General features: G+C 72.4%; 18 protein-coding genes and 1 pseudogene. 12 read left to right on the top strand and 7 right to left on the bottom strand.

The window, feature by feature from the left end:
• Window positions 1-135 precede the first annotated feature (135 nt).
• Together WMF36_RS42690 and WMF36_RS42685 are read left to right on the top strand one after the other, a co-directional pair.
• Complete coding sequence (locus tag WMF36_RS42690; RefSeq protein ID WP_437576596.1) at window positions 136-1458, top strand: serine/threonine-protein kinase; 1323 nt, start codon at window positions 136-138, stop codon at window positions 1456-1458.
• A gap of 34 nt (window positions 1459-1492) precedes the next feature.
• Complete coding sequence (locus tag WMF36_RS42685; protein WP_437576595.1) at window positions 1493-2140, top strand: ABC transporter ATP-binding protein; 648 nt, start codon at window positions 1493-1495, stop codon at window positions 2138-2140.
• A 775-nt stretch (window positions 2141-2915) separates the two neighbouring features.
• Here the strand turns inward: WMF36_RS42685 and WMF36_RS42680 are convergent.
• The 5 genes and pseudogenes from WMF36_RS42680 to zapA all read right to left on the bottom strand — a co-directional run bounded on the left by WMF36_RS42680 (window position 2916) and on the right by zapA (window position 6887).
• Window positions 2916-3200, bottom strand: coding sequence for a transposase (locus WMF36_RS42680; protein ID WP_437582029.1), 285 nt, complete (start codon window positions 3198-3200; stop codon window positions 2916-2918).
• A gap of 284 nt (window positions 3201-3484) precedes the next feature.
• A pseudogene (locus WMF36_RS42675) lies at window positions 3485-3622 on the bottom strand (IS110 family transposase); the annotation flags it as partial.
• Between the two features lie 1013 nt (window positions 3623-4635).
• Entirely contained in the window at window positions 4636-5331 is a 696-nt protein-coding gene (bioD, locus tag WMF36_RS42670) for an ATP-dependent dethiobiotin synthetase BioD (RefSeq protein WP_437576594.1), read from the bottom strand.
• Window positions 5328-6482, bottom strand: coding sequence for an aminotransferase class I/II-fold pyridoxal phosphate-dependent enzyme (locus WMF36_RS42665; protein WP_437576593.1), 1155 nt, complete (start codon window positions 6480-6482; stop codon window positions 5328-5330). The genes bioD and WMF36_RS42665 overlap by 4 nt, the downstream gene beginning before the upstream one ends.
• 75 nt (window positions 6483-6557) lie before the next feature.
• The gene (gene zapA, locus WMF36_RS42660; RefSeq protein ID WP_437483170.1) at window positions 6558-6887 is read right to left on the bottom strand and encodes a cell division protein ZapA; all 330 of its coding nucleotides are present in this window, start codon (window positions 6885-6887) and stop codon (window positions 6558-6560) included.
• 250 nt (window positions 6888-7137) lie between these two features.
• Between zapA and WMF36_RS42655 the strand changes: the two genes are divergently transcribed.
• Complete coding sequence (locus WMF36_RS42655) at window positions 7138-7752, top strand: hypothetical protein (protein WP_437576592.1); 615 nt, start codon at window positions 7138-7140, stop codon at window positions 7750-7752.
• 81 nt (window positions 7753-7833) lie between these two features.
• Here the strand turns inward: WMF36_RS42655 and WMF36_RS42650 are convergent, their stop codons facing one another.
• On the bottom strand, window positions 7834-8616 hold the full coding sequence (locus tag WMF36_RS42650; protein ID WP_437576591.1) for a hypothetical protein: 783 nt from the start codon (window positions 8614-8616) through the stop codon (window positions 7834-7836).
• A 230-nt stretch (window positions 8617-8846) separates the two neighbouring features.
• Here WMF36_RS42650 and WMF36_RS42645 point away from each other — a divergent pair, with 230 nt between their 5' ends.
• The 9 genes from WMF36_RS42645 (at window position 8847) to WMF36_RS42605 (ending at window position 23134) form a co-directional block, all read left to right on the top strand.
• The gene (locus WMF36_RS42645) at window positions 8847-9185 is read left to right on the top strand and encodes a DUF167 domain-containing protein (RefSeq protein ID WP_437576590.1); all 339 of its coding nucleotides are present in this window, start codon (window positions 8847-8849) and stop codon (window positions 9183-9185) included.
• Window positions 9182-9970, top strand: coding sequence for a diaminopimelate epimerase (gene dapF, locus WMF36_RS42640; RefSeq protein WP_437576589.1), 789 nt, complete (start codon window positions 9182-9184; stop codon window positions 9968-9970). The genes WMF36_RS42645 and dapF overlap by 4 nt, the downstream gene beginning before the upstream one ends.
• Window positions 9967-11853 carry a diguanylate cyclase domain-containing protein gene (locus WMF36_RS42635; RefSeq protein WP_437576588.1) on the top strand — a complete coding sequence of 629 codons (1887 nt, stop codon included), beginning with the start codon at window positions 9967-9969 and terminating at the stop codon, window positions 11851-11853. The genes dapF and WMF36_RS42635 overlap by 4 nt, the downstream gene beginning before the upstream one ends.
• A 36-nt stretch (window positions 11854-11889) precedes the next feature.
• A complete protein-coding gene (locus WMF36_RS42630; protein ID WP_437576587.1) occupies window positions 11890-13500 on the top strand; it encodes a DUF4388 domain-containing protein in 1611 nt (536 codons plus the stop codon).
• A gap of 151 nt (window positions 13501-13651) precedes the next feature.
• Window positions 13652-14764, top strand: coding sequence for an alanine dehydrogenase (gene ald / locus WMF36_RS42625; RefSeq protein WP_437576586.1), 1113 nt, complete (start codon window positions 13652-13654; stop codon window positions 14762-14764).
• 17 nt (window positions 14765-14781) lie between these two features.
• Complete coding sequence (locus WMF36_RS42620) at window positions 14782-15873, top strand: isocitrate/isopropylmalate dehydrogenase family protein (protein WP_437576585.1); 1092 nt, start codon at window positions 14782-14784, stop codon at window positions 15871-15873.
• 119 nt (window positions 15874-15992) lie between these two features.
• Complete coding sequence (locus tag WMF36_RS42615; RefSeq protein ID WP_437576584.1) at window positions 15993-19604, top strand: response regulator; 3612 nt, start codon at window positions 15993-15995, stop codon at window positions 19602-19604.
• 97 nt (window positions 19605-19701) lie between these two features.
• Entirely contained in the window at window positions 19702-22002 is a 2301-nt protein-coding gene (locus tag WMF36_RS42610) for a sulfatase-like hydrolase/transferase (RefSeq protein WP_437576583.1), read from the top strand.
• A 373-nt stretch (window positions 22003-22375) separates the two neighbouring features.
• Entirely contained in the window at window positions 22376-23134 is a 759-nt protein-coding gene (locus WMF36_RS42605) for a hemerythrin domain-containing protein (protein WP_437576582.1), read from the top strand.
• Window positions 23135-23164: 30 nt separating this feature from the next.
• Here WMF36_RS42605 and WMF36_RS42600 read toward each other — a convergent pair whose 3' ends face one another.
• Complete coding sequence (locus tag WMF36_RS42600; protein WP_437576581.1) at window positions 23165-24025, bottom strand: SOS response-associated peptidase; 861 nt, start codon at window positions 24023-24025, stop codon at window positions 23165-23167.
• Window positions 24026-24043: the final 18 nt, after the last annotated feature.

The raw sequence follows: 24043 nt of genomic DNA, 5'->3' as shown, positions 1-24043 counted from the left end.
CCGGCGCCGCGTCCCGAGCAGCGCGCCGTGTCGTTGCGCGCACCGCCGCTTCTCCGTGCGGATGACGCACGCATCGAAGCGTGGCCCGAGAGCCATGGGGTGGGCGCGTCGTCGGGGCGCTCGCTGCTCGGCCACGTGATCGGCGACAAGTACGGGGTCACCGCCATCATCGGGGAGGGCGGCATGGGCGCGGTCTACGAGGCCGAGCACCTCCAGATCGGTCGGTTGGTTGCTGTCAAGGTGATGCATCCGCGGGAGATGCAGAAGCACGAGGCGATCTCCAGATTGGAGCACGAGGCGCGGGTCGCGGGGCGGATCGGTCATCCGAACATCTGCGAGGTCTACGACATGGGGTGGCTCTCTGACGGCAGCCCCTACCTTGTGATGGAGCGCCTGCACGGTGAGACGCTGGCGCAGCGTCTCGAGCGCTGCCGGGTTGTGCCGCCGAGCGAGCTCGTAGACATCATGCTTCAGGTGCTCTCGGCGCTGGTAACCGCACATGAGCGGGGGATTGTCCACCGTGACCTGAAGCCGGAGAACATCTTCCTTTCGGAGCGTGCCGGCATGTTGCCGGTTGCCAAGCTGCTCGATTTCGGCATTTCCCAGGCGTCCGGTATGGATGGGATGGCGATGGATCTGACCCGCACCGGCATGGTGATGGGCACGCCGTACTACATGGCGCCCGAGCAAGCTCGAGGGGACGTGGAGCTTGACCACCGGCTCGATCTATGGGCTGTGGGCGTGATCCTCTACGAGGCGCTGACCGGCCAGCGCCCGTTCGTTGCGCGCAATTACAATGCGCTGCTCATCCAGATCCTGACGCTCTGGCACCGGCCTGTGACGGAGCTCGATCCGACGACTCCGCCCGGGCTCTCGCGCCTGGTGGATCGCGCCTTGGCGAAGGAGCGGGAGGAGCGTTTCCAGAGCGCCCGGGAGTTCCAGAAGGCGCTGCGGCGCTTCAAGAACCAGGTTCCTGTGTCACAGAAGCGCCGGCTGGAGGGCGTTGCGGTCCAGAGCATCGTCGAGGAGCGGAACGACGATGGGACGATGATGTTCGCGCGGCTTGGGGGCGAGCAGGACGTCGGCGAGCCTGGTCGATTCGTCGTCGCGGGCGCTTGCCCTGAGCCGGAGGCGGCGAGGAAGGGACATCGAGTCACCGACAGCGGCAACGGGGTCCATCTGCGTCACAGCGCGTGGTCGCCGTCGGCGATCGGCGCGTCGAGCGACCGGGGCGATGTACGCAGGCGGAGCGAGCCGGTCGCCGAGGTGCTGGACGGACAGTTCCGGGACGACGAGGCGGAGGATCGTCCGACGATCCCGTCGCTGCCCCCGCTCGATCGGGGCACGGATCTCTCGGACGATACGGAGGCGACCCTGGTTGATCCGCCTGCGTTCCCGGAGGACATGACCACCGTCGTTCGGGGTGAAGGTCGCACGCGAGGCGGCGGCCAGAGCTGACCGCGGCGTGGAGCGCAGAAGCGAGGTGAGCGCAGTGGATGCGATCGAGCGCGTGGTGGCGCGTGGCGTCGTGAAGACGTACGGAACGACGGCGGCGCTGCGTGGCGTGAGCGCGACCGTCGAGTCGGGGCGGTTGACCCTCATTGAGGGTGCGAACGGATCAGGCAAGTCGACGCTGCTCGGCATCCTGGGCACCGTGATTCGTCCCACGTCGGGTGCTGTCACCTACGAGCCGCTGGGAGACGACGCGGGGCTGGTTCGCCGCACCATCGGCTGGTTGTCGCACGAGTCGTTGGCGTACCCCGATCTTTCGGGCCGGCAGAACGTCGAGCTGGCGGCCGGTTTCCATGGTCTGGACGCGCAGGAGGCGTGGCGCCGTGCGGAGGAGCGCTTCGAGCTGGGGAGCTTCGCGGTGCGACCGCTGCGCACGTGCTCGCGCGGCCAGCGGCAGCGCATCGCGCTCGCGCGAGCGCTGGTTCACCATCCCTCCCTGGTGTTGCTGGACGAGCCCACGACGGGCCTGGACCGCTCTGGTGTCGCGCGGCTCCTCGCGGTCGTGGAAGCGGAGGTCGAGCGGGGCGCCGCTGTGGTTGTGGTCTCGCACGAGCCGGACGTGTTCCGGCATCGAGCTGCCGCTCGTCTCGTGCTGGAGCGGGGTCGTGTCGTCACCGAGTCGACCTGAGCCGGCGGGAAGCAACGCGGCAGTTTCACGTGAAACAGGGTCGTCGCCCTCGTCTGCTGGCTGCTGAAGCCCATCGTGGGTGACAGCGGCGACTCGCGCTGCTGCGATCAGTGAGCTGGGGCGACGCACCGGCCTCATGAAAGGGAAGCGTCTCAGGCGCCGACGCTCTCAGTCGAGGAGCAGCAAGACCGCCGGGCTCGACTGCATCTCTGCCGATTCGTCCGGTAGTGCGGCTGCTTCGGGGTTGGTCACCCGGGCACGTACGCGAGCGCTTTCGGCGCCAAGAGCAAGCTCATCCTATGCGCCCGGCGGAGCCTTTCGGTTGCAGCGAGGAGGCGGGGCAGGTGAGTGCGCGCGGTGAGAACCGGGCCCGCTGCAGCAATGGAGGAGTCAGGCACCGCCGACGATAAGCAGGAGGTTCGAGCCGCCAGAAGGTCAGCCAGCTCTTGGTGTCTTGGGGCGTCTGGTGGCTCGTTTCGCCGTCGCGCAAATCGCAAAACGCTGTGGGGGCGCGAGGGAGGCGCGCGCATGCCGATCGGTAGCGCTGCAATCGTGGGTTGCCGCTGACACTTGCGCTCGGACGCGTGGTGGATGGTCGACACGAGCGGCTCCTCCAAGTTGAAGCGAGCGACGCGCGGTGCGCGGTGCGGCGAAGGGGTCAATGCTCCGCGCCGCAGCTCAAGGTCGCCCCAGAATCGAAAAAGGGTGTGAGCCCCGAGGAACCTGAGGCATCCCCTCAAATTCTTCGGAAAATTCACAGGGGCCGTGTTCCTCGTCAAGAGGTGGCTGCGGTGAAAGACCAGGGTCGGCCCGCCTTCACCATCGCGTTGAGGAGGGTGAGGAGCTTGCGCATGCAGGCGGCCAAGGCGAGCTTGGCGGGCTTGCCAGCCGCGACCAGTCGCTCGTAGAGCGACTGGAGGACCGGGTTGCAGCGCAGGCCCGAGACGCAAGTGATGTAGAGCATGGAGCGCACGGGGGTGCGCCCACCACGGATTGAACGGCGGCGCTCCTTGCCGCCGCTTTCGTCGTTGAACGGAGCAAGGCCGGCGAGCGAGGCGATCGTCTTGCGGCCAGCGTGCCGAGCTCGGGAAGCTCGACCAGCAGCGTTCGCGCCGTGCCCGGGCCGACGCCGGGGACGGTGCGGAGCAACTGGTCCTTGGCGCGCCAGGTGTCGCTGCGCTCGATGTGGCCCCGCAGGTCATCGTCGATGGCCGCGATCTCCTTGGTCAGCCAGTCGATATGGCCGTCGAGGCTATCGAGCACGCGCTGAGTGCGCCGTGGTCCGAGCAGCGTGGAGCGTCGATTTTTCTCGGCGACGAGCTCTTGCATGAGCTGCCGACGGCGCGCCAAGAGCTGCTCGAGGGCGAGCGTCGTCTCGTCGGGCATCTCGGTCCGCGATGGCTGCGTGGCCGCCGCAAAGTGGGCGATGCACCTGGCGTCGAGCTTGTCCGTCTTGGCCAGCTCTAGTTCTGCGGCGCCCACCGGACGAGCTTTCCCCCAAGCTCCCCCAAGTTGCCGGTGTCCCCCCCGGCCCCCCTCGTCAGCGACGACGGCGACGTAGATCAAGCGCTCCCGAGGTTCATACAAGGCGGGGAGAGGTCCGCGATGGCTGCATGGCCGTCGCAAAGTGGGCGATGCACCTGGCGTCGAGCTTGTCCGTCTTGGCCAGCTCTAGCTCTGCGGCGCCCACCGGACGAGCTTTCCCCCAAGCTCCCCCAAGTTGCCGGTGTCCCCCCCGGCCCCCCTCGTCAGCGACGACGGCGACGTAGACCAAGCGCTCCCGAGGTTCATACAAGGCGGGGAGACGGGGAGAGAAATCTTCAAAGTACTCCCTGTCTCCCCGCCTCCCTGTTCAATTTCCTCGCTGAAAAGGGCTGCAAAGTAATGGGATTCCTTAGCCGAGGAACCCCTGTTCGTCGCGCGGCGCGGGGCGATGCCAGTTCGCAGCATCGTGGGGCCCAATGACGGCGCCTTTTGCAGGGTCATGAGGCTGCGGAAGGTCCACACGCTGGGGGCGTCACTGCCAGCTACAAGCCGCTCAGGCGCTCCGTTCGCGTGGCGCAAGAAGACGCTGACGGTTCGTGTCGCTGCCACGGGGCCAGGCAAGGTCGCGCAGGTCGACTTCGGTCTCGTGGGCAAGCAGTTCAACGCGGCGCCGCAGTGTGATCAGGAAACCCAGTTTGCCGCGCGCGCGGAGAGGGCCGATGTCCAAAGCCCAGCGGCTCTCGTTCCTCCGGCTCTGCCGGGAAGCGGGGGCTCAGGCGAGTCCGGCGGGGTCCCCGCACCCCGCGACGAGCTGGGTCTGCTCGGGCTGGGCAGCTCGGCACGACCTCCCGCACAACCGGGGACGAGCTTGGGCGACATGAGCCTGGTCGGCCCGAGTTGGACGGCAGGCCTGATGACCTCGGAGAGCAGGGGGGTTCAACCGTCCTCGGCCGGGACCCGGCGTACGGCCAACCAGACCCTCGCCCGCAGCTCCGCGAGCGAGGGCATTTCTACATGCCGAGTCGCGCCAAGGTGAGCTCGGCGGCAGCAAGCGACGCCGGCGCTGTGGGGAGGGCACGAGGCATCACAACGACACCCCGAGCAATGCCCAGCATCTCGAGCTCCTCCGCGTTGATACCGGTCGACGCATCCGGAGCTGCCGGCGGGTTCAGCACCACCAGGGCTGGCGGCAAGCCGGGGGCGAGAGCGCGCAAGGCCAGCATGCAGCTGGCCACCTCGTGAAGGATGCCGAGCCGGTCGAGGCCGACCAGTACGACAGCGTCAGGAGCGAGCGCGCGTACGAGATCTGCGTTCGTCACGCCCGGCCCCAGAGGGGAGAGGAGCGCGCCGGCGCTCTCGATGATCACAAGAGGTGCCGGCTGCCTGTCGACCCACGCGGCCACGAGATCCAGCGAGATGCCTCGGGCGCAGCGGCGTGCCGCCAGATGGGGCGAGAGCGGTTCCGGAAAGCGGTACGGCGCCGCCTCGGGCTGGACCGAGCTGACCAGAGCGAGGCGATCGGCGTCGCTCGTCGAGAGGCCGTCCACGCCCGACTCGATCGGCTTCAAGCCGCAGACCTTGTCGCCGCGAGCTGCCAGCGCGGCGACGAGCGCCACCGATGCGTGCGTCTTGCCTACCCCGGTCCCCGTTCCGACCACCGCGACCCGGAGCTGCCCTGTTTCACGTGAAACAGGACGGCGCCTCATCGGAGTGCCTCGCGGAACCCTGCGAGGGCGCGAGCCACGTCGACCTCCGAAAGAGACGCGCTGGCCGTGATGCGGAGTCGCGATGTGCCCGCCGGCACCGTCGGCGGCCGGATCGCCTGGACAAGGATGCCCTCCCGCGCGAGGCGCTGGGACATCTCCACAGCGGCACCCGGCGACTTCAAGATCCACGGCAGGATAGGGCCCGATGAACCCGGGAGCAGCGGGGCCCCCAGCGCGTGCAGGCCCGAGCGGAGCTGGCGCGTGACCCTGGCCAAGCGCGCCCGAGCGGCATCGTCAGCAGAGGCACGACGGACGCGGTCCACCGACGCCAGCGCCACCATGGGGCTGATGCCGGTCGAGAAAACGAAGCTCCTGGCGCGATTCCATAGGTAGGTCCGCAGCATCGCGGAGCCCGCGACGAAGGCGCCGTGGAGCCCGAGCGACTTGCCGAGCGTGCCGATGAGCACGTCAGGGCGAACGCCGATCTCGGCGCAAAGGCCAGCGCCGCGCGGCCCACAGATGCCAAGGGCATGTGCCTCGTCCACCACCAGCGCGGCGTCGTGACGGTCGCACAGCTCGCGGAGACGGCGCAGATCGGGGTTGTCGCCATCCATGCTGAAGAGCGATTCGGTCACGACCCACCGGCAACGAGCGCCGCGGCTGCGCACGAGAGCGCTCTCGACCGCCTCGACGTCAACATGGCGAACCACCTCGACCGCCGCTCCCGACAGACGGCAGCCGTCGATCAGCGACGCGTGGTTCAGGGCGTCCGAGACGATGACATCCCCCGGCCTGGCCAGCGCGGTGACGGCCCCGACGTTGGCCGCGTACCCCGAGGAGAACAGGAGCGCCGCGTCCACTCCCAGCCACGCAGCGATCTCTCGCTCGGCCATCAAGTGGGCGTCGTGCGTCCCGCTCACGAGGCGGGACGCGCCCGCACCGCTCGCGGCCCCGCCCTCCGAGGACCAGGGGAGAGCGGCGTAGCCGAGATAGTCGTTGGAGCACAGCACCAGCATCCCGGCGCCAGGCGGGGCGGCGGCAGGCGTACGCAGCAAGCCCGCGCGTTCGAGCTCGGAGAGCTCGTCCCGCAGGTGCCGGAGGGCACTCACTCCATCGGGCGTCGACGCGTGGGGAAGGGGAGCTTCATCCATGGGTGCAGGCATGCCATCTCCAGTCAGCAGCAGGGCCGTCACAAGGAGCGCCCGGGCGGTTGAAGGGGCTCCGGCTCAGGGCGTGCTGCCGTTCGCTTCACCCGAAGGTGGCGATTCCGGGCCGGCGCCGAGCACTGCGTCCACCCGCTGCAGGATCCGCCCGAACGCATCCCGCGCGCGCCCGGCGACCAGGGCCGTCCGGGTTCGCTCCTCCTCCAGGTCGTGCGCGAGCGCGATGGCGGCCAGCAACATGGCCTGGGGAGTCACAGAGCGGCCGGCAGGCACAACGGTGGCGAGCTTCTGATCCACGACAGCAGCGAGCCGCTGGAGCTCCTCATCGCTCGCGGAAGTCACCACGCGGTAGGTCTGACCCCCCACCCGTAGCTGCACGGTGCGGCGCGCCATAGCCCCCGGACGCTACCATGAACGCCGCCAGACGCGCAGAGCGGCATGCACTGTGCGATGTGCGAACGGAGTGACCCGCCCCGTGACCAACGTGGCAATCGAGCGCCGGATCGAGCGCCGTCGAACCGGGAGACGCGCGCCAAGACCTGGCCGGAAACCCCGAAGACGAGCCCCGGACAACCGCGCTGAACAGCGCCGATCGCAGAATTCGAGCGCGCTCCCCGGCAGCGCCCTGTAGCATCGCCCCATCATGGCTACGGCGGGCCGCCCAGCTGCCTTGATTGCCGCCCTCCTGGGGGTCGTCCTCGTGCACGGCACTGCTCGCGCCGAACCCCAGGCGAGCGTCGGCGTCACCCTCGGCCTCGGCGGCGCCGGCCTCGAACGGCGGCTGTGGGACACCACCGTCTTTCACGCTGGACTGCGAGGAGACGTCCTGTTCGGCCGCACCGCCAACGACGACTTCGGCGTCGGACCCTATGCCGAGGTGCTCACCCACGCGTTCGACGAGCTTCAGGCCGGCGCGGGCGTCTCGACGCTCGTTCCGGTCCTCGACTCGTTTCCGCTGGTCCTCTCCGCAGGGATGTACGGCCGGTGGAGCGACGATGCGAAGGCCGTGGAGCCGGGGATCGCCGCCGCCGTCTTCTGGGGGGTCCGCAGCTACAACTTCCACTCGCGCTACGCGATGAGCACAGGGCTGCTCGCCCAGATGCGGCTCGGGCTCGGCGACTCGAAGGAGACCGCGCTCGTCCTCGCCGCCCAGGTCGACCTCGCGCTGCTCGGTCTCCCGTTCGTCTATCTGTTCAACGCGATGAAGGGGCCGTCACCCGAGGCAGCCCCGGTGCGCCGCGCTGAAGCGACGCCGTGACGGCGCCTCGATCCAGCGCCGGGGGAAGGTGTCCTGGCTCCGCCGGCCAGCCATGCCCGGCGGGATTTCCGGGGCACGGAGCTACAGGCCGAAGCTTCTGATGTGACCGGCGCAGCTCTGACCCAGGTCGCGGCAGTCCCGCGCGCCCCGCTGGCCGGAGCAGGAACGCTCGATCTCGTCGAGCTCCTGGCACTCCTCGCTCGCGGAGCTCTCGCAGCAGCTCAGCGGGGCCGTATCGACGCACCGGCTGCAGCCGAAGCAGACCCGGACAGGGTAGGACCACTCGGCGGTCTCGACCTCCTGGCCGCCCAGCGTCCTGCCCCGCACCACCACCGTCGCCACGACCTCGATGTCGCCGCCCCCGAGCTCCGCGGACTGGCGGCGCAGGCTGTCCATCGTGGCACCGTCGATCAGGAGGACCTGGGTGCAGTTGTAGCCGGCGTCGCCGCTCGTCCCCGGATCGACCAGGCCCGTGACCGGAACCACGTACCCGTCCGTCACGGGGTTGCCCGCGAGGTCGGCGACGCGGACCTCGGCCTCGTAGAGCTGGACACGCGACGTCTCGGTGCGGAGCACGTCCGGGTCGCCGCGCTGCACGATCTGGTTGCCCACGAGGAGCGTCGCCGTGTGGCTGCCCGTGTACGCGGCATCGACGGCGTCCTCGGTCCAGAACTCCTCGCTAGGGCCGCAGGCCACCGTGCAGTCCTCCGTCGGCGCCATGCGCATGCGGACGAACAGGCTGCTCTCGTTGCTGGCGCATGCAGACGCGAGCAGACCACCCGACGCCGCGAGCAGCGCGAGCGCACACAACCTCCTCGCAAGGCCGGACGTCGCGGCCACCGACCCTTGTCCTTCATCAGTCATGGCAAACGCCTCCACCGCGGAAATGAGCATCAGCGGCGACTATCGAGAACCGCCGGCGCAAGTCGCCCCTGCCGGTTCATGTTGCGCGAGCCGGCCCACGACCTGGTCGAAAAGAGTAGCGGGTCAGCCCGCCGAGCGGCAAATTCGCGGTGGCCGTCCGCCGAGCGACGCTGCCGCGGCTCGCGGGAACCACGCGTGAGCTCCAGATACGCTACGATGCCAACGGCCAGATGAGCAAACCCGAGGAGAGCGATCCCGTCGGTGCATGGAGTCGCCTCGCGATCACCGAGCGCGCCGACGGCGTACGCATCTCGGTCCAGGTGCGCCCCAGGTCGTCGCGCTCCGCCATCGCCGGGGTGCGCGAGCGGGCGCTCGACGTGTCGCTGGCCGCGCCGCCCGTCGACGGCGCCGCCAACGCGGAGCTCGTCAAGCTGCTCGCGCGCGCGCTCGACGTGCGCCAGAGCGATATCCAGATCGCCCTCGGCGCGAGCGGCAGGAGCAAGGTCGTCGCCGTCCGCGGGCTCAACGAGACCGAGGCGCGAATGCGGCTCTCCGGGGCGAAGCGATGAGGGACAACGTCGTCCGGTTCGAGAAGTGGGAAGGTCTTGGCAACGACTTCATCCTCGTCGAGGCGGTCCCGATGACCGCCGAGGCGGCGCGGCGCCTGTGCGACAGGCGGTTCGGCGTCGGCGCCGACGGCGTGCTGGTCATCGATCGCGAGCGGCCCCGCATGCACGTCTGGAACGCCGACGGGAGCCGCCCCGAGATGTGCGGCAACGGCATCCGCTGCGTCGCGGCCTACCTCGTCTCCCGAGGGACGCCCCAGAAGGAGATCACCATCGCGACCGACGCCGGCGACAAGCGCTGCGAGGTCACCCGGGCAGGGGATCGCTTCGACGTGCTCGTCGGCATGGGCCGCGCCCGCATGGGCGAGCCGCTCGCGGTCACCGCGCTCGGCGCGGAGCACCGGTTCGCCACCGTGGACGTCGGCAACCCGCACGCCGTGACGTTCGATCCCTACACCGAGGAGGCGATCGACGCGCTCGGGCCCACCGTCGCGACCACGCCAGCCGAGGGCGTCAACGTCGAGTTCTGCCGCGTTCGACCGGGCGAGGCGGCGTGCATCGACGTGACCGTCTGGGAGCGCGGGGTGGGCCGGACGCTGGCGTGCGGCACGGGCGCCTGCGCCGTGGCCGCCGCGGCGTGCGCGCAGGGCCGCGCGCCGTACGGATCGCCCGTCCGCGTGGTGCTGCCTGGCGGCTCGCTGCGCGTGACCGTCGCCGCCGGATCCCTGGAGCTGCTCATGCAAGGCCCAGCGCGCCGGGCGTTCTCGGGCGAGGTGGTGATCGCGTGACCGCCTCCCTCGAGGGGGTCTGGAGCCCGAACCGGGCGCCGGTCCACGAGATCTCGCTCAAGGTGCTCGCCGTCATCGCCGACGAGGCGACCCGTACGCTGTTCTCGCGGGTCGTCACGACGGACGAGCTGATGCTCGCCAGCGAGCTCTCGGAGGGGATCGCCCTGGCCGAGACCGGCGCGCCCGACGTCGCCTTCATCGATGTCGGGCTCGGCGACGGGGCGGGCCTCGCCATGGTCCACCATCTGAAGGCCCTCGCGCCCGAGGCGACCGTCTTCGCGCTGGCGACGCGGGCAGAGCTCGAGGCGGGCGCCCACGCGGTCGCGCTCGGCGGCGCCGGGCTCTTCCTCCTGCCGCTCGGCGGAGACGAGGTGCTGAACGCGGTCGGCTCGGTGCGGCTTCGCTTCGCGGAGCGGGCCCTCCGGATGCAGCTCGAGCAGGAGTCGGCGCGCAGCGCGCGCGCGGCCGGGTGGATCGCCCGCGTGGCCGAGCTCGCCGACGCGCGCGACCGCAACGCGGCGGCCCAGCAGCTCGCCGAGGTGTTCGTCGAGGCGACCGCCGCGGCCGCGGCTGCCGTGTACCTGACCGTCGGCGAGCGCTCCACCGAGCTGGCCCGCTCGGCGTTGACCGGGCCGCTCGACCGCGCACCGGCCTACGGGAGCGAGGCCGACATCCTCGACTTCGCCCGGCGCGAGCAGCTGGTCGTCGTCCCTCTCGCCCTCCGCAGGCTGTCGGCGGGGCACCTCCTGCTCCAGAAGGAGCCCGGTCGCAGCTCGGCGTTCCCCTCGGTCAGGCGCCCGGACAGCAGCGTCTCCACGTCCCGGCGCGCTCCGCTCCTCGACGGCCTCGTCAAGCTGCTCGCCACGCAGGCGACGACGGCGCTCGCCCTGCTCGGCGAACGCGAGCGCTCGACCGTCGGCGCCGCGATGAAGGATCCGGCGACGAGCGCCTACTCGTTCGCCTACTACGTCGACGTCGCCGGCCGGGAGATCGACAAGGCCAAGCGGCACGGCCGCCGGTTCACGATCGCCACCATCGTGATCGAGCCCGACGCGACGGCTGTACCGGAGCGCCCGGACGACCTCGCCTTCTGGCGGGTCACGCCGCCGCCTCCCTCGAACACGCTCAACCCCGGTCAGGTCGCCGAGCACCTGCTCCGCGCCGTGCGCGACACCGACATCCTGGCCCGCGTCGACGAGAACGAGTTCCACCTGCTCATGCCCGAGACCGCCGGGCTGGAGGCGCATGCCTGCCACCGCCGGATGCTCTCGCGCGTCGCCGGGAGCGAGAAGCGGGCCGGGTACTTGCCGAAGGGGTTGCTCGTCGGGGTCGCCACGTTCCCGCACGACGGCCAGGGGCTCGCGCAGCTGCTCCGCATCGCCCGGCGGCGCGCCGACGCCACCAAGTCCTCGATCATGCACCGCATCCCCCAGGATCGGCGGACCATCGGCGAGGTCTTCAGCCTGCTCGTGCGCGAGGCCCCGAGCGCCGAGGGCCCCTCCGCGATCTCGGCGCCCCGGGCGCTCGACCTGTCGGTGTCCGATACGGTCCTGCTCACGACGTCGGTGGTCCGCAACGCGCTCCGCGGGGGCGCCGTGTTGATCCTGGTCGCCCATCACGACGGGCTCAGCCTCGGCGCTCAGGTGAAGGCGCTGCTGGCCTCGCCGCGCGACGACGTGGTGGTGCACGCCCTCGACCTGCGATCCTCGCCGGGGTGCGACGACATCGAGGCGCTCTGCGTGCTTGCGGAGCACGGCGCGTATGCCCTCGTCGGGCGGAACCAGGGGGGCTTCGTGAAGGGTATCCACGCCGCCGATCCGCTGCTCGCGGACTTCCTCGCCGAGCGGCTTGGCCGCGCGGCCGGGCTGCGGGTCTTCGGCTGACTCGGAGGGCGCCGTCCAGTGTCTCGCAGGGTGCTGTTGGTTGATTCGGATGTGGATGCGCTCGGCGCGCTCGCGTCGGCGCTGAGGGCGCGCGGCCTGACGGTGAACAACGCGAACGGCGCCTTCGAGGCCGTGGAGCAGGCGTTCAAGCGGCGGCCCGACGTCGTGCTCGCCTCCAGGGCGATCGACGAGGACAGCGCGCTCGCGGACGCGTTCGCCGCCGTCCCCGACCTCGCCGACACGCCGATCCTGTTCGTCGTCGACGGCGCCGAGGGCGATCTCGGCCCCGACGACGTCCTGCGCGGCGACGTCGATCACATCGTCTCGCGCATCACCGAGGCCTCGCCGCGCGGCTCCAAGCCGACGCCGCTGCAGGAGATCCGCGGCGACCTCCAGCAGGTGCCGCTCGTCGACCTGCTCCAGCTGCTCGCGATGAACCGCCGGAGCGGCGTCCTCGGGATCACCACGCCGATCGGCGCCGGCGAGCTCCGGCTCTCGGTAGGGGAGGTGATCGACGCCGTCTACCGCCTCCTCGAAGGGGAGAAGGCGCTCTACCGGCTGCTCGGGGAGCGCGACGGCCACTTCGCGTTCTCCCCCGGCGAGCCGACGAGCGTGCGCCGGCTCATGGTGCCGACCTCGCGGCTCCTGATGGAGGCGCTCCACCAGGTCGACGAGGTCCAGCGCCGGCGCATCGAGCTCGCGCCCGCCGGCGAGGCCTTCCTGGTGACCGAGCCGTCGAGCGACGATCTCGACCTGCCGCCCCTCCACGGCCACGAGACCTTCAACGTCGGCGCGGCCTCCGGGGGCGCCGGCGCGGCGGACGACGCGAGCGCGGCGACCTCGGTGCCCGACATCACCGCGCCGATGCCGACCAGCGCGGCGCGCGGGAGCCGCGCTGGATCGATGCCGCCGCCGCCGACGCTCCGCGCGGCCGAGTCGACAGCGCTCAAGCTCGAGGCGATGCGCTTCCCGATGGCGCCGCCTTCGTCGCTCGGGGAGCCGACGGAGCGCGCGGTCGTGGCCGAGAAGCTCACGGCGCTGCTCCAGATGCCGCACAACCTGGACGAGCTGCTCGACGAGATCGGCGCGCCGGATCTGCTGATCCTGGAGGTCCTGATGGAGCTCACGGCGGCCGGGAAGATCCGCCGCATCTCGCTCGCCGACCTCACCACGCCGTTCGCCCCGCCGGAGCACTTTCCGGTGCTCCGGTCCCTTGTGACGCGCCTGGCCCGGCCGGGCTTCGCGCCGCCGCCGCACCTCGTCATCGCGGCGAGCGCGCGCCGCATGACGATGCTCTCCCACGCCGTCCGCCGCATCGCGGACGCCGTCGTCCCGGCCGAACCGCCGCCGCACGCGCCGCTCCCGAGGCCGCTCGGCGTGATCCGGCTCGGTGACGGGGTCGAGCTCGCCCTGATCGGGCTCCCCACCGAGGAGAGCTTCGCCCCCACCTGGGCGCTCGCCCTGCACGGCGCGGCCGCGGTCGTCCGGCTCGGGGACGCCAGGGAGGACGCGCTGGCGGCGCACTGCGAGGCGCTGGAGCTCCTGCTGCTCGACGCAGAGGTCATGTTGGGGCCGCTCGATCTCGCCTCTCCAGGACAGATCACGCTGCTGGTGCGCGCCGCGCTCGAGGCCGCCGCAGGGGTGTGAACAGCTGACACGAAGGTCAATTCGAACGGATCTTCCGAGGTTTCTCGCCTCGGAAACAGCCTCCGTATCGGCGGCTTGCAGGGTTGCAAGGGCGCGTTTCTGCTATCGTCGCAGATGCCTCGCTTGCAGTTCGGCGAGGAGAGGAGCGAGCGTGCTTATCGGAGTCCCCAGGGAGATCAAGACACGTGAGTACCGCGTCGGCATGACCCCCGCGGGTGTCCGGGCCATGGTGGGGCACGGGCACAGGGTCCTCGTGGAGTCCGGCGCCGGCGAGGGCAGCGGGCTCTCGGACGAAGCCTACGTGCGCGCGGGCGCCGTCATCGCGCGATCGGCAGCGGAAGCGTGGAGCGCCGACATGGTCGTGAAGGTGAAGGAGCCGCTCCCCTCCGAGTACGGCCACTTCCGCCAGGGTCTGCTCCTTTATACCTACCTGCACCTGGCCGCCGAGCCCGATCTCACGAGGGAGCTCGCCAGGCGCGGCGTGACCGGCATCGCGTACGAGACGATCCAGCACGAGGACGGCTCGCTGCCGCTGCTCCGCCCCATGAGCGAGGTGGCCGGCAGGATGGCGGTCCAGGTCGGCGCCTCGTGCCTCGAGAAGGAGCGGGGTGGCAAGGGCGTGCTCCTCGGCGGCGTGCCGGGGACGCGGCGCGGCCGCGTGGCGATCCTCGGCGGCGGCGTGGTCGGGCGGAACGCGGCGACCATCGCGGTCGGCATGGGGGCGCAGGTCACCGTGCTCGACGTGCGCGCCGAGACGATGAGCTACCTCGAGGACGTGTTCGGCGGCGCGATCGAGACGCTCTACTCCAACGCGGAGAACATCGAGACGATGTGCGAGCGGGCCGATCTCGTGATCGGCGCGGTGCTCGTGCCCGGCGCCAGGGCGCCCCTGCTCGTGACCGAGGACCACATCCGCTGCATGGAGAAGGGGACCGTCGTGGTCGACGTCGCCGTGGATCAGGGGGGCTGCATCGCGACGTGCCGACCGACGACCCACGACAACCCGACCTACGAGGTGCACGGGGTCGTCCACTACTGCGTCGCCAACATGCCCGGCGCGGTGTCGCACACGAGCACCTGGGCGCTGACGAACACGACGATCGGCTATGCGGTGGCGATCGCCAACCAGGGCATCGCCGCCGCCGCCAGGGCCGACCGGGCGGTGGCGCTCGGCATCAACACCCACGGCGGACACGTGACCTACGGCCCCGTCGCCGCAACCCACCGGCTGGAGTACGTGCCGGTCGAACGCGCGCTCGGCTGAGCCCGGAACGCGACCCCGTGGCAGCCGGAAAGAAGAAGAAGATCGCGATCATCGGCGGCGACGGCATCGGCCCGTCCGTCACCGCGGAGGCCAGGCTCCTGCTCGAGCTCTACCAGGCCCGCGCCGGGCTGCCGATCGACCTCTGGGAGCTCGACCTCGGCGCCGACAGGTACCTGCGCGACGGGACGACCTTCCCGAACCAGATCCAGGTGGCGATCCAGCGCGAGTGCTCGGCGGTGCTCCTCGGCGCGCTCGGCGATCCCCGCGTGCCGAACCTCGAGCACGCGCGCGACATCCTCTTCGGGATGCGCTTCGGTTACGACCTCTACGCCAACGTGAGGCCCGTCCGGGCGCTGTCCGACCGGCTCGTCCCGCTCAAGGGCCGCGCGGCGAAGGACATCGACTTCGTCGTGTTCCGCGAGAACACCGAGGGCATCTACGTCGGGATGGGCGGCCAGTTCAAGCGAGGCACCCCCGACGAGATCGCGATCAATGAGGACGTAAATACGAGGAAGGGGGTCGAGCGGATCATCCGCGCGGCTTTCGACTACGCGCGCGCGAGCGGGCGGACGCGGGTCACGATGGCGGACAAGTCCAACGCGATGCGGCACGCACACGAGCTGTGGCTGCGGGTCTTTCACGAGGTGCGCGCCCAGTACCCGGAGATCCAGTCGAACCACGTCTACGTGGACGCCCTGTGCCTGTACCTCATCCAGGATCCGTCGCAGTTCCAGGTGATCGTGACGAACAACCTGTTCGGCGACATCGTGACCGATCTCGGCGCGGCGCTGCAGGGCGGGCTCGGCATGGCCGCGAGCGCGAACGTGCACGCGTCCGATCCGGCGCGGGTCGCGCTGTTCGAGCCGGTCCACGGGTCGGCGCCGCCGCTCGCCGGCAAGGACGTGGCGAACCCGTTCGCGGCGATGCTCACCGCCGGGCTGCTCCTCGCCCACCTCGGGTGGCCCGAGGAGGAGCGCCGCATCGAGCGCTGGGTCTCCCAGGCGCTCGACCAGGGGAAGTGCACGGCCGATGTCGGCGGCACGCTCGGCACGCAGGCCGCAGGGGCCTGGGTCCGGGAGCAGATCGCCGCGGAGCTGGGCCCTCAATGAGGTGACGCAGGTGACGCCGGCGCCCCGGCCCGGTGGCCGCGCGGGCCCGATCGCCGAGAAGTTCGGGTGTCCGATCCTCCTGTGATACGGGACCGCCAATGGGCGTAGGATCGAGGGCGGTGGAGCACGCGGGACCGCGGAGCAATGCAGCGGGCGAGGCTCGGCACGAGCGGCTGGGCGGGGCGCGGGCCGAGTTCGTGGCGAACCTGGGTCGCCGCGTGGCCGAGCTCCGCACGATGGTCCGGCGGATCGAGGCGGACGACGATGCGCCGCGGCTCGCGGAGGAGCTGAAGCGGCGGCTGCACTCGCTCGGCGCCGGGGCGCGGCTCCTGCGCTTCGCGCGGGTCGCCGAGCGGCTCGCCGAAGGAGAGTCGCAGCTCATCGGCGCGAGCGGCGGCCGGCCGACCGGCGAGGTCGCCGCGGCGCTGCGGAAGATGCTCGAGGAGCTGCCCGCCCTGGCATGGGGGCAGTCGGCGATCGGCGAGCAGGTGGAGGCGCCGCGCGAGCAGGCCGTGGCGCAGCGCGCGCACGCTGCCGGACCGGCGAGCGCGCGCTGCGCCGAGGCCGAGCAGGAGGCCGCGGACGCAGGCGGTGCGAAGGGCAAGAGCACGACCTGGATCGCGGGGGTGAGCAACGGGCGCGCGCTCGCCGCCGGGCCGCTCACGCTCGATGACGACGAGGAGGCGAGCGGGCGCGCGTCCTCGCCGCGCAGCGCGGAGCAGGCGCTCTCCGCCGAGGCGCCGGAGGCCGCGTCGCTCGAGGCGTCGATCACGGTGCTGGTCGTGGGCGGCGCGCCGCTCGCCGGGGCGCTCGATCCGGGGAGCGCCGGCGCCGGGCCGTCGTTCGAGGTGGAGCGCACCGACGACGTGGACACGGCGATCGATCTCGCGCGCGCCTTCGCGCCGGACGTTGTCCTGCTCGACGCGGATCTGCCGGGCGCGCGCGGGCTCGCGGAGGCGCTCGCCGCCGACCCGCTGACCGAGCTCTGCCCGGTCGTCGCCGTGGGGCGCTTCGCCCGACCGGAGGACGCGGCCCCGTACATTGCGCTCGGCGCCGCGCGCGCGCTCGCGAAGCCGGCGTCACCCGACGCGCTCCGGCGCGCCGCCGCCGAGGCCGCGGCGATCTGCGTGCGCTCTGACGACACGCGCGCCGCGCGCGGGCCGCTCGGGGCCGTCAGCCTCGACGAGCTCGGGGCGCGCCTCGCGGAGGAGCTGCGCCGCGGGCTCTGCGACGCCGCCGAGCCGAGGAGCCGCGGGGAGCACGTGGATCTCGGCGACGGCGCCGAGGTCCTCGCGGCGCTCTGGGGCGCGGTGGCGCGCATCCGCGATCTCGTGACGATCCGCTCGCACGGCGGTGTGCGGTTCTCGCCGAACGGTCCGGAGGGCGCGCTGCCGCTCGCGCCGTGGATGACCGCGCCGAGCGCGCCCGAGGGCGACCGATCGAGGCTGCACAGCGAGATCCGCGCGAAGGCGCCGGCGCGCGGGGTCGCCGCGTCCGCCGCGGCGCCGGTCGACGCGGCGCTCGACGCGATGGACATCGTGGTCGCGGACGACGATCCGGCGGTGACGTGGTTCCTCGCCGGCGTGCTCCGGGCCGCGGGGGCGAACGTGCACGAGGCGCACGACGGGGCGCGGGCGCTCGACCTCGCGTACCAGACGACGCCGGATCTGGTCGTGAGCGACGTGCTCATGCCGCGCCTCGACGGCTTCGCCCTCTGCCGGGCGCTCAAGCGGGACGTGGCGCTGCGCGACGTGCCCGTCATCCTGCTGTCCTGGAAGGAAGACCTGCTCCAGCGGCTCCGCGAGCTCGGCGCCCAGGCCGACGGCTACCTCCGCAAGGAGGCGAGCGCCGCGGCCTTCGTGCAGCGGGTGAACGAGGTCCTGCGGGGCAGGCGGCGCGTGGCCGAGCGCATCGCCACCGGTGGTGAGGTCCGCGGGCGGCTCGACGGCATGACGACGCGGACGCTGCTGTCGCTCGCGTGCGCGCGCCGGCCTGACGCGCTCGTGTCGGTGCGCGACGCCGCGTTCCTGTACGAGGTGCTGATCAAGGATGGCCGCCCCGCCGGCGCGACCCGGACGGCGCAGGACGGGACGTTCCATCGCGGCCCCGCGGTGCTCGCGGCGCTGCTCGGCGTCGGCTCCGGCCGCTTCGCGGTGGCGTCCGCGCCGGAGAGCGAGCTCGAGGCGCCGCCGCGCCCCGGGTTCGAGGGGACGCTCGCAGAGCAGCTCGTGCCCGCGATCGCCGCGGCCCGGGCGGCACAGCGGCTGCTCCACGGGCCGCCCCTGATGCAGGCCGAGCGCGTCATCCTCGATCTGGAGGGGATGGGCGCCACCATCGACGCGACACCCGAGCCGGCGCGGTCGCTCCTGAAGGCGCTCGCCCGGGGGACTTCGCCGCGATCGGTGATCACCTCGGGCGAGTTCGCCGCGAGCCTCGTCGAGGACGTGCTGAACGACGTCGCGGCGCGCGGCGGCGTGCGGCGCGTGATCGGCCGCGAGGGAGAGGACCTGCTGGCGCCCGCCGTGATCCACGAGGAGGAGACGCTCCGCGGCGTGCGGCGCACCCCGGAGCGGGCTGCTCCGGTCGTGGCGCTGCTGACGGAGCTCGGCGGCGACGCCGCCGCGTCGTCGCGCGGACCGGTCGAGCTCGCCGATGACCAGCTCACGGTGGTGCCCGGCTCGGTGGCGCCGATCTCGGCGGTGTCCACGCCGGGCTCGGCGGCTTCGATCTCGGTGAGGTCGGTGGTGTCAGCGCCCGGGTCGGCGGCGTCCATCCCGGTGGTGTCGGTCGACGGCGACGACGAGACCACCGCGGTTGCGAGCGCGCTCAGGGCGGAGGCGAGGGCGCTGGCGAGCGCCAGAATCCCGAGTGATTTCGCAGAGCTCCAGGGCGATGTGGTCGGCGCGCGCGCGACATGGACCCCGCCGGCCGAGGCCGCGACGCTCGCGAGCGCGACGCCGGCCGTGGCGGGCGTCCGGCCGGCGCCGCGCCGGCCGGATGCGACGTTGCCCGCGCTGGAGTACCCGAGGCCCGAGCGGCTCGTGACGCTCGGCTCGCTCCCGCCGCCCCCGGTCGCCGAGGAACCGGCTCCGGCGCCCGTGGCGCTGAGGGCGCCCGCGCCCTCCGCAGCGCGAGGCGCGGCGCCTGCCCCGGCGCCCTCCGTCGACGAGTCGCCCACGCCGCGCCGGGTGCGCCGGCCGTCCGCCTACGTGCCCACGCCGTCGCCGCCCGCCCGCGACAACCGGTTGACCATGTGGGTCCTCTTCGCGGTGGCGGCGTTCGTCTTCGCGGTGGCCGCGCGGCTGTCGCGCGATCACGAGCTGCAGAGCGCCCCGCCGCCCGCCCAGCCGCCGAGCGCGCCAGCGGCGGAGGTTCCGGTCGCCGCCACGCCGGGCGCTGCCGAGGCGGCCGCCGCGCCGCCGGCCGTGGCGGCCGCCGGACCGATCGGCGAGACGACGGCCAACCCCGTGCTCCCCGAGGATCTGCCGCTCGCCGCCGAGCACAAGGTCCCCGGGGGACACGGCATGCTGGAGGTGATCGCCGGGTCGGGCGACACGCTCTTCGTGGACGGGCGGAAGGTGGGCACCGGCAGCGCCAAGCTGCCGCTCGCGCCGAAGGACGGCGTCTACGAGATCCGGGCGAAGCTCCGGGACGAGGAGCGGGTGCGCTTCGTGCTCGTCAAGGCCGGCCGCCTCACCCGGCTCCGCATCGCGCCGCCGTGGCGCCGCTGACCGCGCCGGATGCGCCGCCCCCGCCGTCGAATCAGCCCGCGCCGCCCCGGGTGCCCAACCACAGGCAGGAAACGCCGCTCGTGGTAGAGCACGCCCCGTGCGCGCCCGCGTGATCCGACCCAGCCACCCCTCTGCCGCGCTCACGCTCCTCTGCGCCGCGGCCGCGCTCCTCTCCGGCTGCACCGGGTGCGAGACGTCGACCCGCGATCTTCCGGCCGGCGCCGCGGCGGCGTCGGCGAGCCCCGCAGCGCCGCAGCTGCCCCCGGCCCGCGACCTCGTGCACCTCGTCGACGAGCTGCCCAACTGCGACATCGAGCACCGAGGGCTCCTGTTCGATACAGGCGCCGGCGCCCTCCTCGGCCGCTTCGCCTGGCAGGGGACCGTGCCCACCGGCATCCACGCGGTCGAGCACGCTGGATCCACCTGGGCGCGCATCTCGGACCGACAGATCAAGCTCACGTTCGTCCTGCCGTCCGCGAGCTCCATCTTCGTGTCCGCCCGCGCGGTCGGCCTCGCCTCCCGGTACGCCACCATCTCCCTCGACGACCAGCTCCTCGGGACCCTCCGCTTCCAGCGCGATCAGATCCGGATCGCCTCGACCCCGACCACCACGCTCCCCGCCGACCCCGGCCTGCACACCCTCACGATCCGGTTCTCGGGACGGCTCCGCGCAGGGGAGGCGTTTGCCGACGTCGACTGGGTCCGCGTGGGCATCCCCGACGAGGACCCGACCACCTACGGCCCCCCGACCCTGCGCGACGTCGTCGCGCCCGCCGCGGCGCTGTCGGGCGTCCCGCACCGGTCCATCGCGCTGCGCGCCCCGGGCGCCGTCCGCTGCGCCTTCCGCCCCTCCAGGCTGACCCGCCTCCGCACGGCCGTCGGCGCGCAGGGCTCCGCGGAAGGTGACGCCGAGATCCGCGTCCTGCGCGACGGCCAGGAGCCCCTCGTGATCCATCGCGTCCACGTCGAGGGCGGCGACAAGGCGACCTGGACCGACATCGAGCTGCCGCTCGCGCCCTTCGCGGGCTCCCTCATCTCCCTCGAGCTCCGCGCCGCCACCCGCGGCGGACGCATCCTCTTCGGCGACCCCGTCCTCGCCGGATCACCGGAGCCCCCGCCGTCCGTGCCCGCGGCGCGCGCCGTCGTGATCGTCGCCCTGAACGGGGTCGAGCGGCCCGATCTGCCCCCCTGGAGCGGTCGCCCGGAGCCGCACCTCGCCACGCTGTCCGAGCTCGCCACGTCGGCGACGACGTTCGATCACCACCGGGGCCCGAGCACCGTCGTGTCCGCCGTGGTCGCGTCGCTGCTCACCGGACTGCCGCCGCCAGCCCATACCGTTACCGATACAGGGGCCCGCCTCCCCGCCCGCATGACCACCCTCGGCGCCATCGCGAGCGACAGCAGCATCCGGACCGGCTTCTTCACCGGTGTCCCCACCACCTTCCGGGCGTTCGGCTTCGGACCCGGCTGGTCCCGCGTCCTCGAGCACCCCCCGACCAGCGGCGAGCCGGCCACCACCCCGATCGACGCCGCCGCCGCCTGGATCAGCGAGACCGTCCGCCAGGACGCCGGGAACCGCCTGCTCGCGTTCGTCCACGCGCGCGGCGGCCACCCGCCCTGGGAAGTCGGCCCGAAGGAGCTGAACGCCCTCAAGCCCGCCGACTACGCCGGCTCGATCGAGCCGCGCAGCGCCGCGCAGGTGCTGGCCAGGCTGCGCAACCGGCGCCGCAGCGTCCTCAGCCCCGACGATCGGGACCGGATCCGCGACCTCTTTTCCATCGCGCTCGCCGGCCAGGACCGCGCCCTCGGCAACCTCATCGGGACCCTCAAGGCCGCCGGCCTGTGGGACGAGACCCTCTTCATCGTCACCGGCGACCTGGCCAGCGGGCGCTCCGACGCCACGCTCTACGCCGAGAGCCTCGACCTCCAGGAGCCGGTCCTGACGCTCCCGCTTTATGTCCACTTTCCCGGCGACCTTTACGCCGGCCAGCGCGTCTCTGCCCCGACCGAGATCATCGACATCGCGCGCACCGCGGTCGCCTCCCTCGGCCTCTCGTTCGCCCGCAAACCGCTCGGGAAGGATCTGGCGGCCGTCGCCTCGGGCCTCGAGGGCGTCGAGCGCGACCCCCAGATCGCCGCCCTCGGCGATCGTTACTCCACGCGCTGGGGTAACCTCGTGCTTTCGGGGCGGCTCGGTGTTCCCCCCTTTCTCTGCGACCTCGACGTGGACCCAACCTGCGCCTTCAACCGCCGCGAGGTGATGCCGCTCGCCACCGTGTCGCTCTTCAGACGCACCGTGACGTTCGACCTGTCCCTGCGCGCGCCGGCGGCGCAAAGGGAGCCGGCCACGATCGACGCGGAGACGGCGGCCGTGCTCAACGTATGGGGCGCACAATGAGGCCCGCGCGACGCCGCGCCCGCGCGCAGACGACAGCCCGCTGACGGCGCCCGGGCGGCGCGCCGGCGCCGGGCGCGGGCGTCCGCGACATCGCGCAGGCCGCGCGCGATCGCGCTCCGCGACGTCATGATGCCCCGCTGCGAGGCAGCATGCCCCGCCCCGCGCTCCCCACGGCGCCCGCGCGCGGCGTCGAGATCGACGTACGCCCGCGCCCGCGCGTGCGCGTCACGCGCCCGCTTCGCGCGCGACCGCGTGCGCGTGATGCGCTCGCTCCGCGCGCGCCGGGCGCCTGGCATGCTTCGCGCACACGCCGCAGACCGCACAGGCAAAGCGCCGCGATGGCGCTTCATCTTTCCGTGAGAGGAGTCCCCGCATGAAGGCGACCGACCTATTGAAGGAGCAGCACCAGGAAGTCGACGAGCTCTTCGAGCGCATCGCGCAGGCTGACAGCAACGAGATCAGCGCGCTCCGCGACGAGCTCGTGGCGTGCCTCGTCGGCCACGCGGCCATCGAGGAGGAGCTCTTCTACCCCCAGACCCGGGAGGCGCTCGGCTCCTCCCCCCTGATCCCGACCTCGTACGAGGAGCACTCCCTCGTCGAGATCATGTTGCAGAAATTGCTCAGCACCAAGCCAGGTGACGAAACCTTTCACGCCAGGCTGAGTGTGCTCAAGGAGCTCGTGCAGCACCACGTCGAGGAGGAGGAGAAGGAGCTCTTCCCCCAGGTCGAGAGCGCCATGGGCGCCGAGCGCCTCGAGGAGCTCGGCGCCCGCCTGGAGGCGCGCTTCGACCAGGTGCGCGAGGGCGACGTCGAGGCGCTCCTGAGCAAGCTCGTCGCGAAGAGCATGCCCGCCGTCACCGGTCGCCGCACGCGGGCGGCGAAGCCGGCGGCGCGCAAGGCGGCGGCCAAGCGTCCGCCCGCGAAGCGCGCATCGACGCAGCGCGCCGAGCCGGCGCGGGGCGCCCAGAAGGGCCGTCGCGGCGCCGCAGCCGCGACCGGACGGAAGAAGGCGGCGGACGCGGCGCCGGCGAAGACCGGGCGAGCCGCGCCCACGCGCAAGGCGAGCCGGCCTGCGAAGACGAGCCGCACGGGCCGCAAGGGCGGTCGCACGAGCAGCGCCTCCGCGCGCTGAGATCGCGGTACACCGGAACGCCGGTGAGCGTCAGCGGCGCGGGGTCCGTCCGGGGGGGACGGTGGGCCCCGCGCCGCCATCCAGGTCGAAGAGCGGAAGCGTGCCGCCGGCCTTCGGGGCAGCGGCCTTCGAGGCAGCGGCCTTCGAGGCAGCGGCCTCCGCCGCGACCTCCTGCAGCAGGGCAGGGTCGTCGTGGCCGACCGAGTTGACCCGCGGCGAGACGGCGCGCGCCGCGAGGGAGCCGCGAGGCGCCGGCCGGAGCAACGCCTCGGCCCGCTCAGCGTCCGCGCCGTCGCCGTCGCCGAGCCAGAGATCGACGTCCCCGGGCTCCAGGAGGACCGGCATGCGGTCGTGGACCGGCGCCACGTCGGCGCTCGCCTCGGTGGTCAAGATCGTGAAGCGGAGGTCGCGCTCCCCCGTGTCGGGGTCCTTCGCCGGCTGGTACAGCCCGGCGAGGCGGAGCAGCCCGCCCCCCGCCGGGTGGAACCACGTCGGCCGCCGCGCACCCTTCGGCCCGGTCCACTCGTAAAAGCCGTCCGCCGGCACCACGCAGCGGTGCGCCGCGAACGCCCCGCGGAACGTCGGCTTCGTCCGCGCGCTCTCGGCCCGCGCGTTGGCGAGGAGCGAAGGCGCCGCGCCGCCCCTGGCGAAGCGCCCCGCGAAGCCCCAGGTCGCCGGCACGAGCTCTCGCTGGCCGCCCTGCGCGCGCAGCACGGGGTGGACGGTCGAGGGAGCGATGTTGTACCGAGGCCGGTAGAGCGCGGCCGCCTTCGGGTCGGCGACGATCGCCCGAGCGGGGCCACCGCCCGCGGCGCCTACACCGAGGGCCGCCTCCAGCATCGCCACGAGGGACGCAAAGTCCGGAACGGCGAGAGTGAAACGCGCGCACATAACACTAGATTAGCGCCT

This window comes from Sorangium sp. So ce887, assembly GCF_051521455.1.
GTDB lineage: Bacteria > Myxococcota_A > Polyangia > Polyangiales > Polyangiaceae > Sorangium.
Note: the sequence above shows the minus strand (reverse complement) of the source record. Positions and strands in the feature narration are given on the sequence as shown.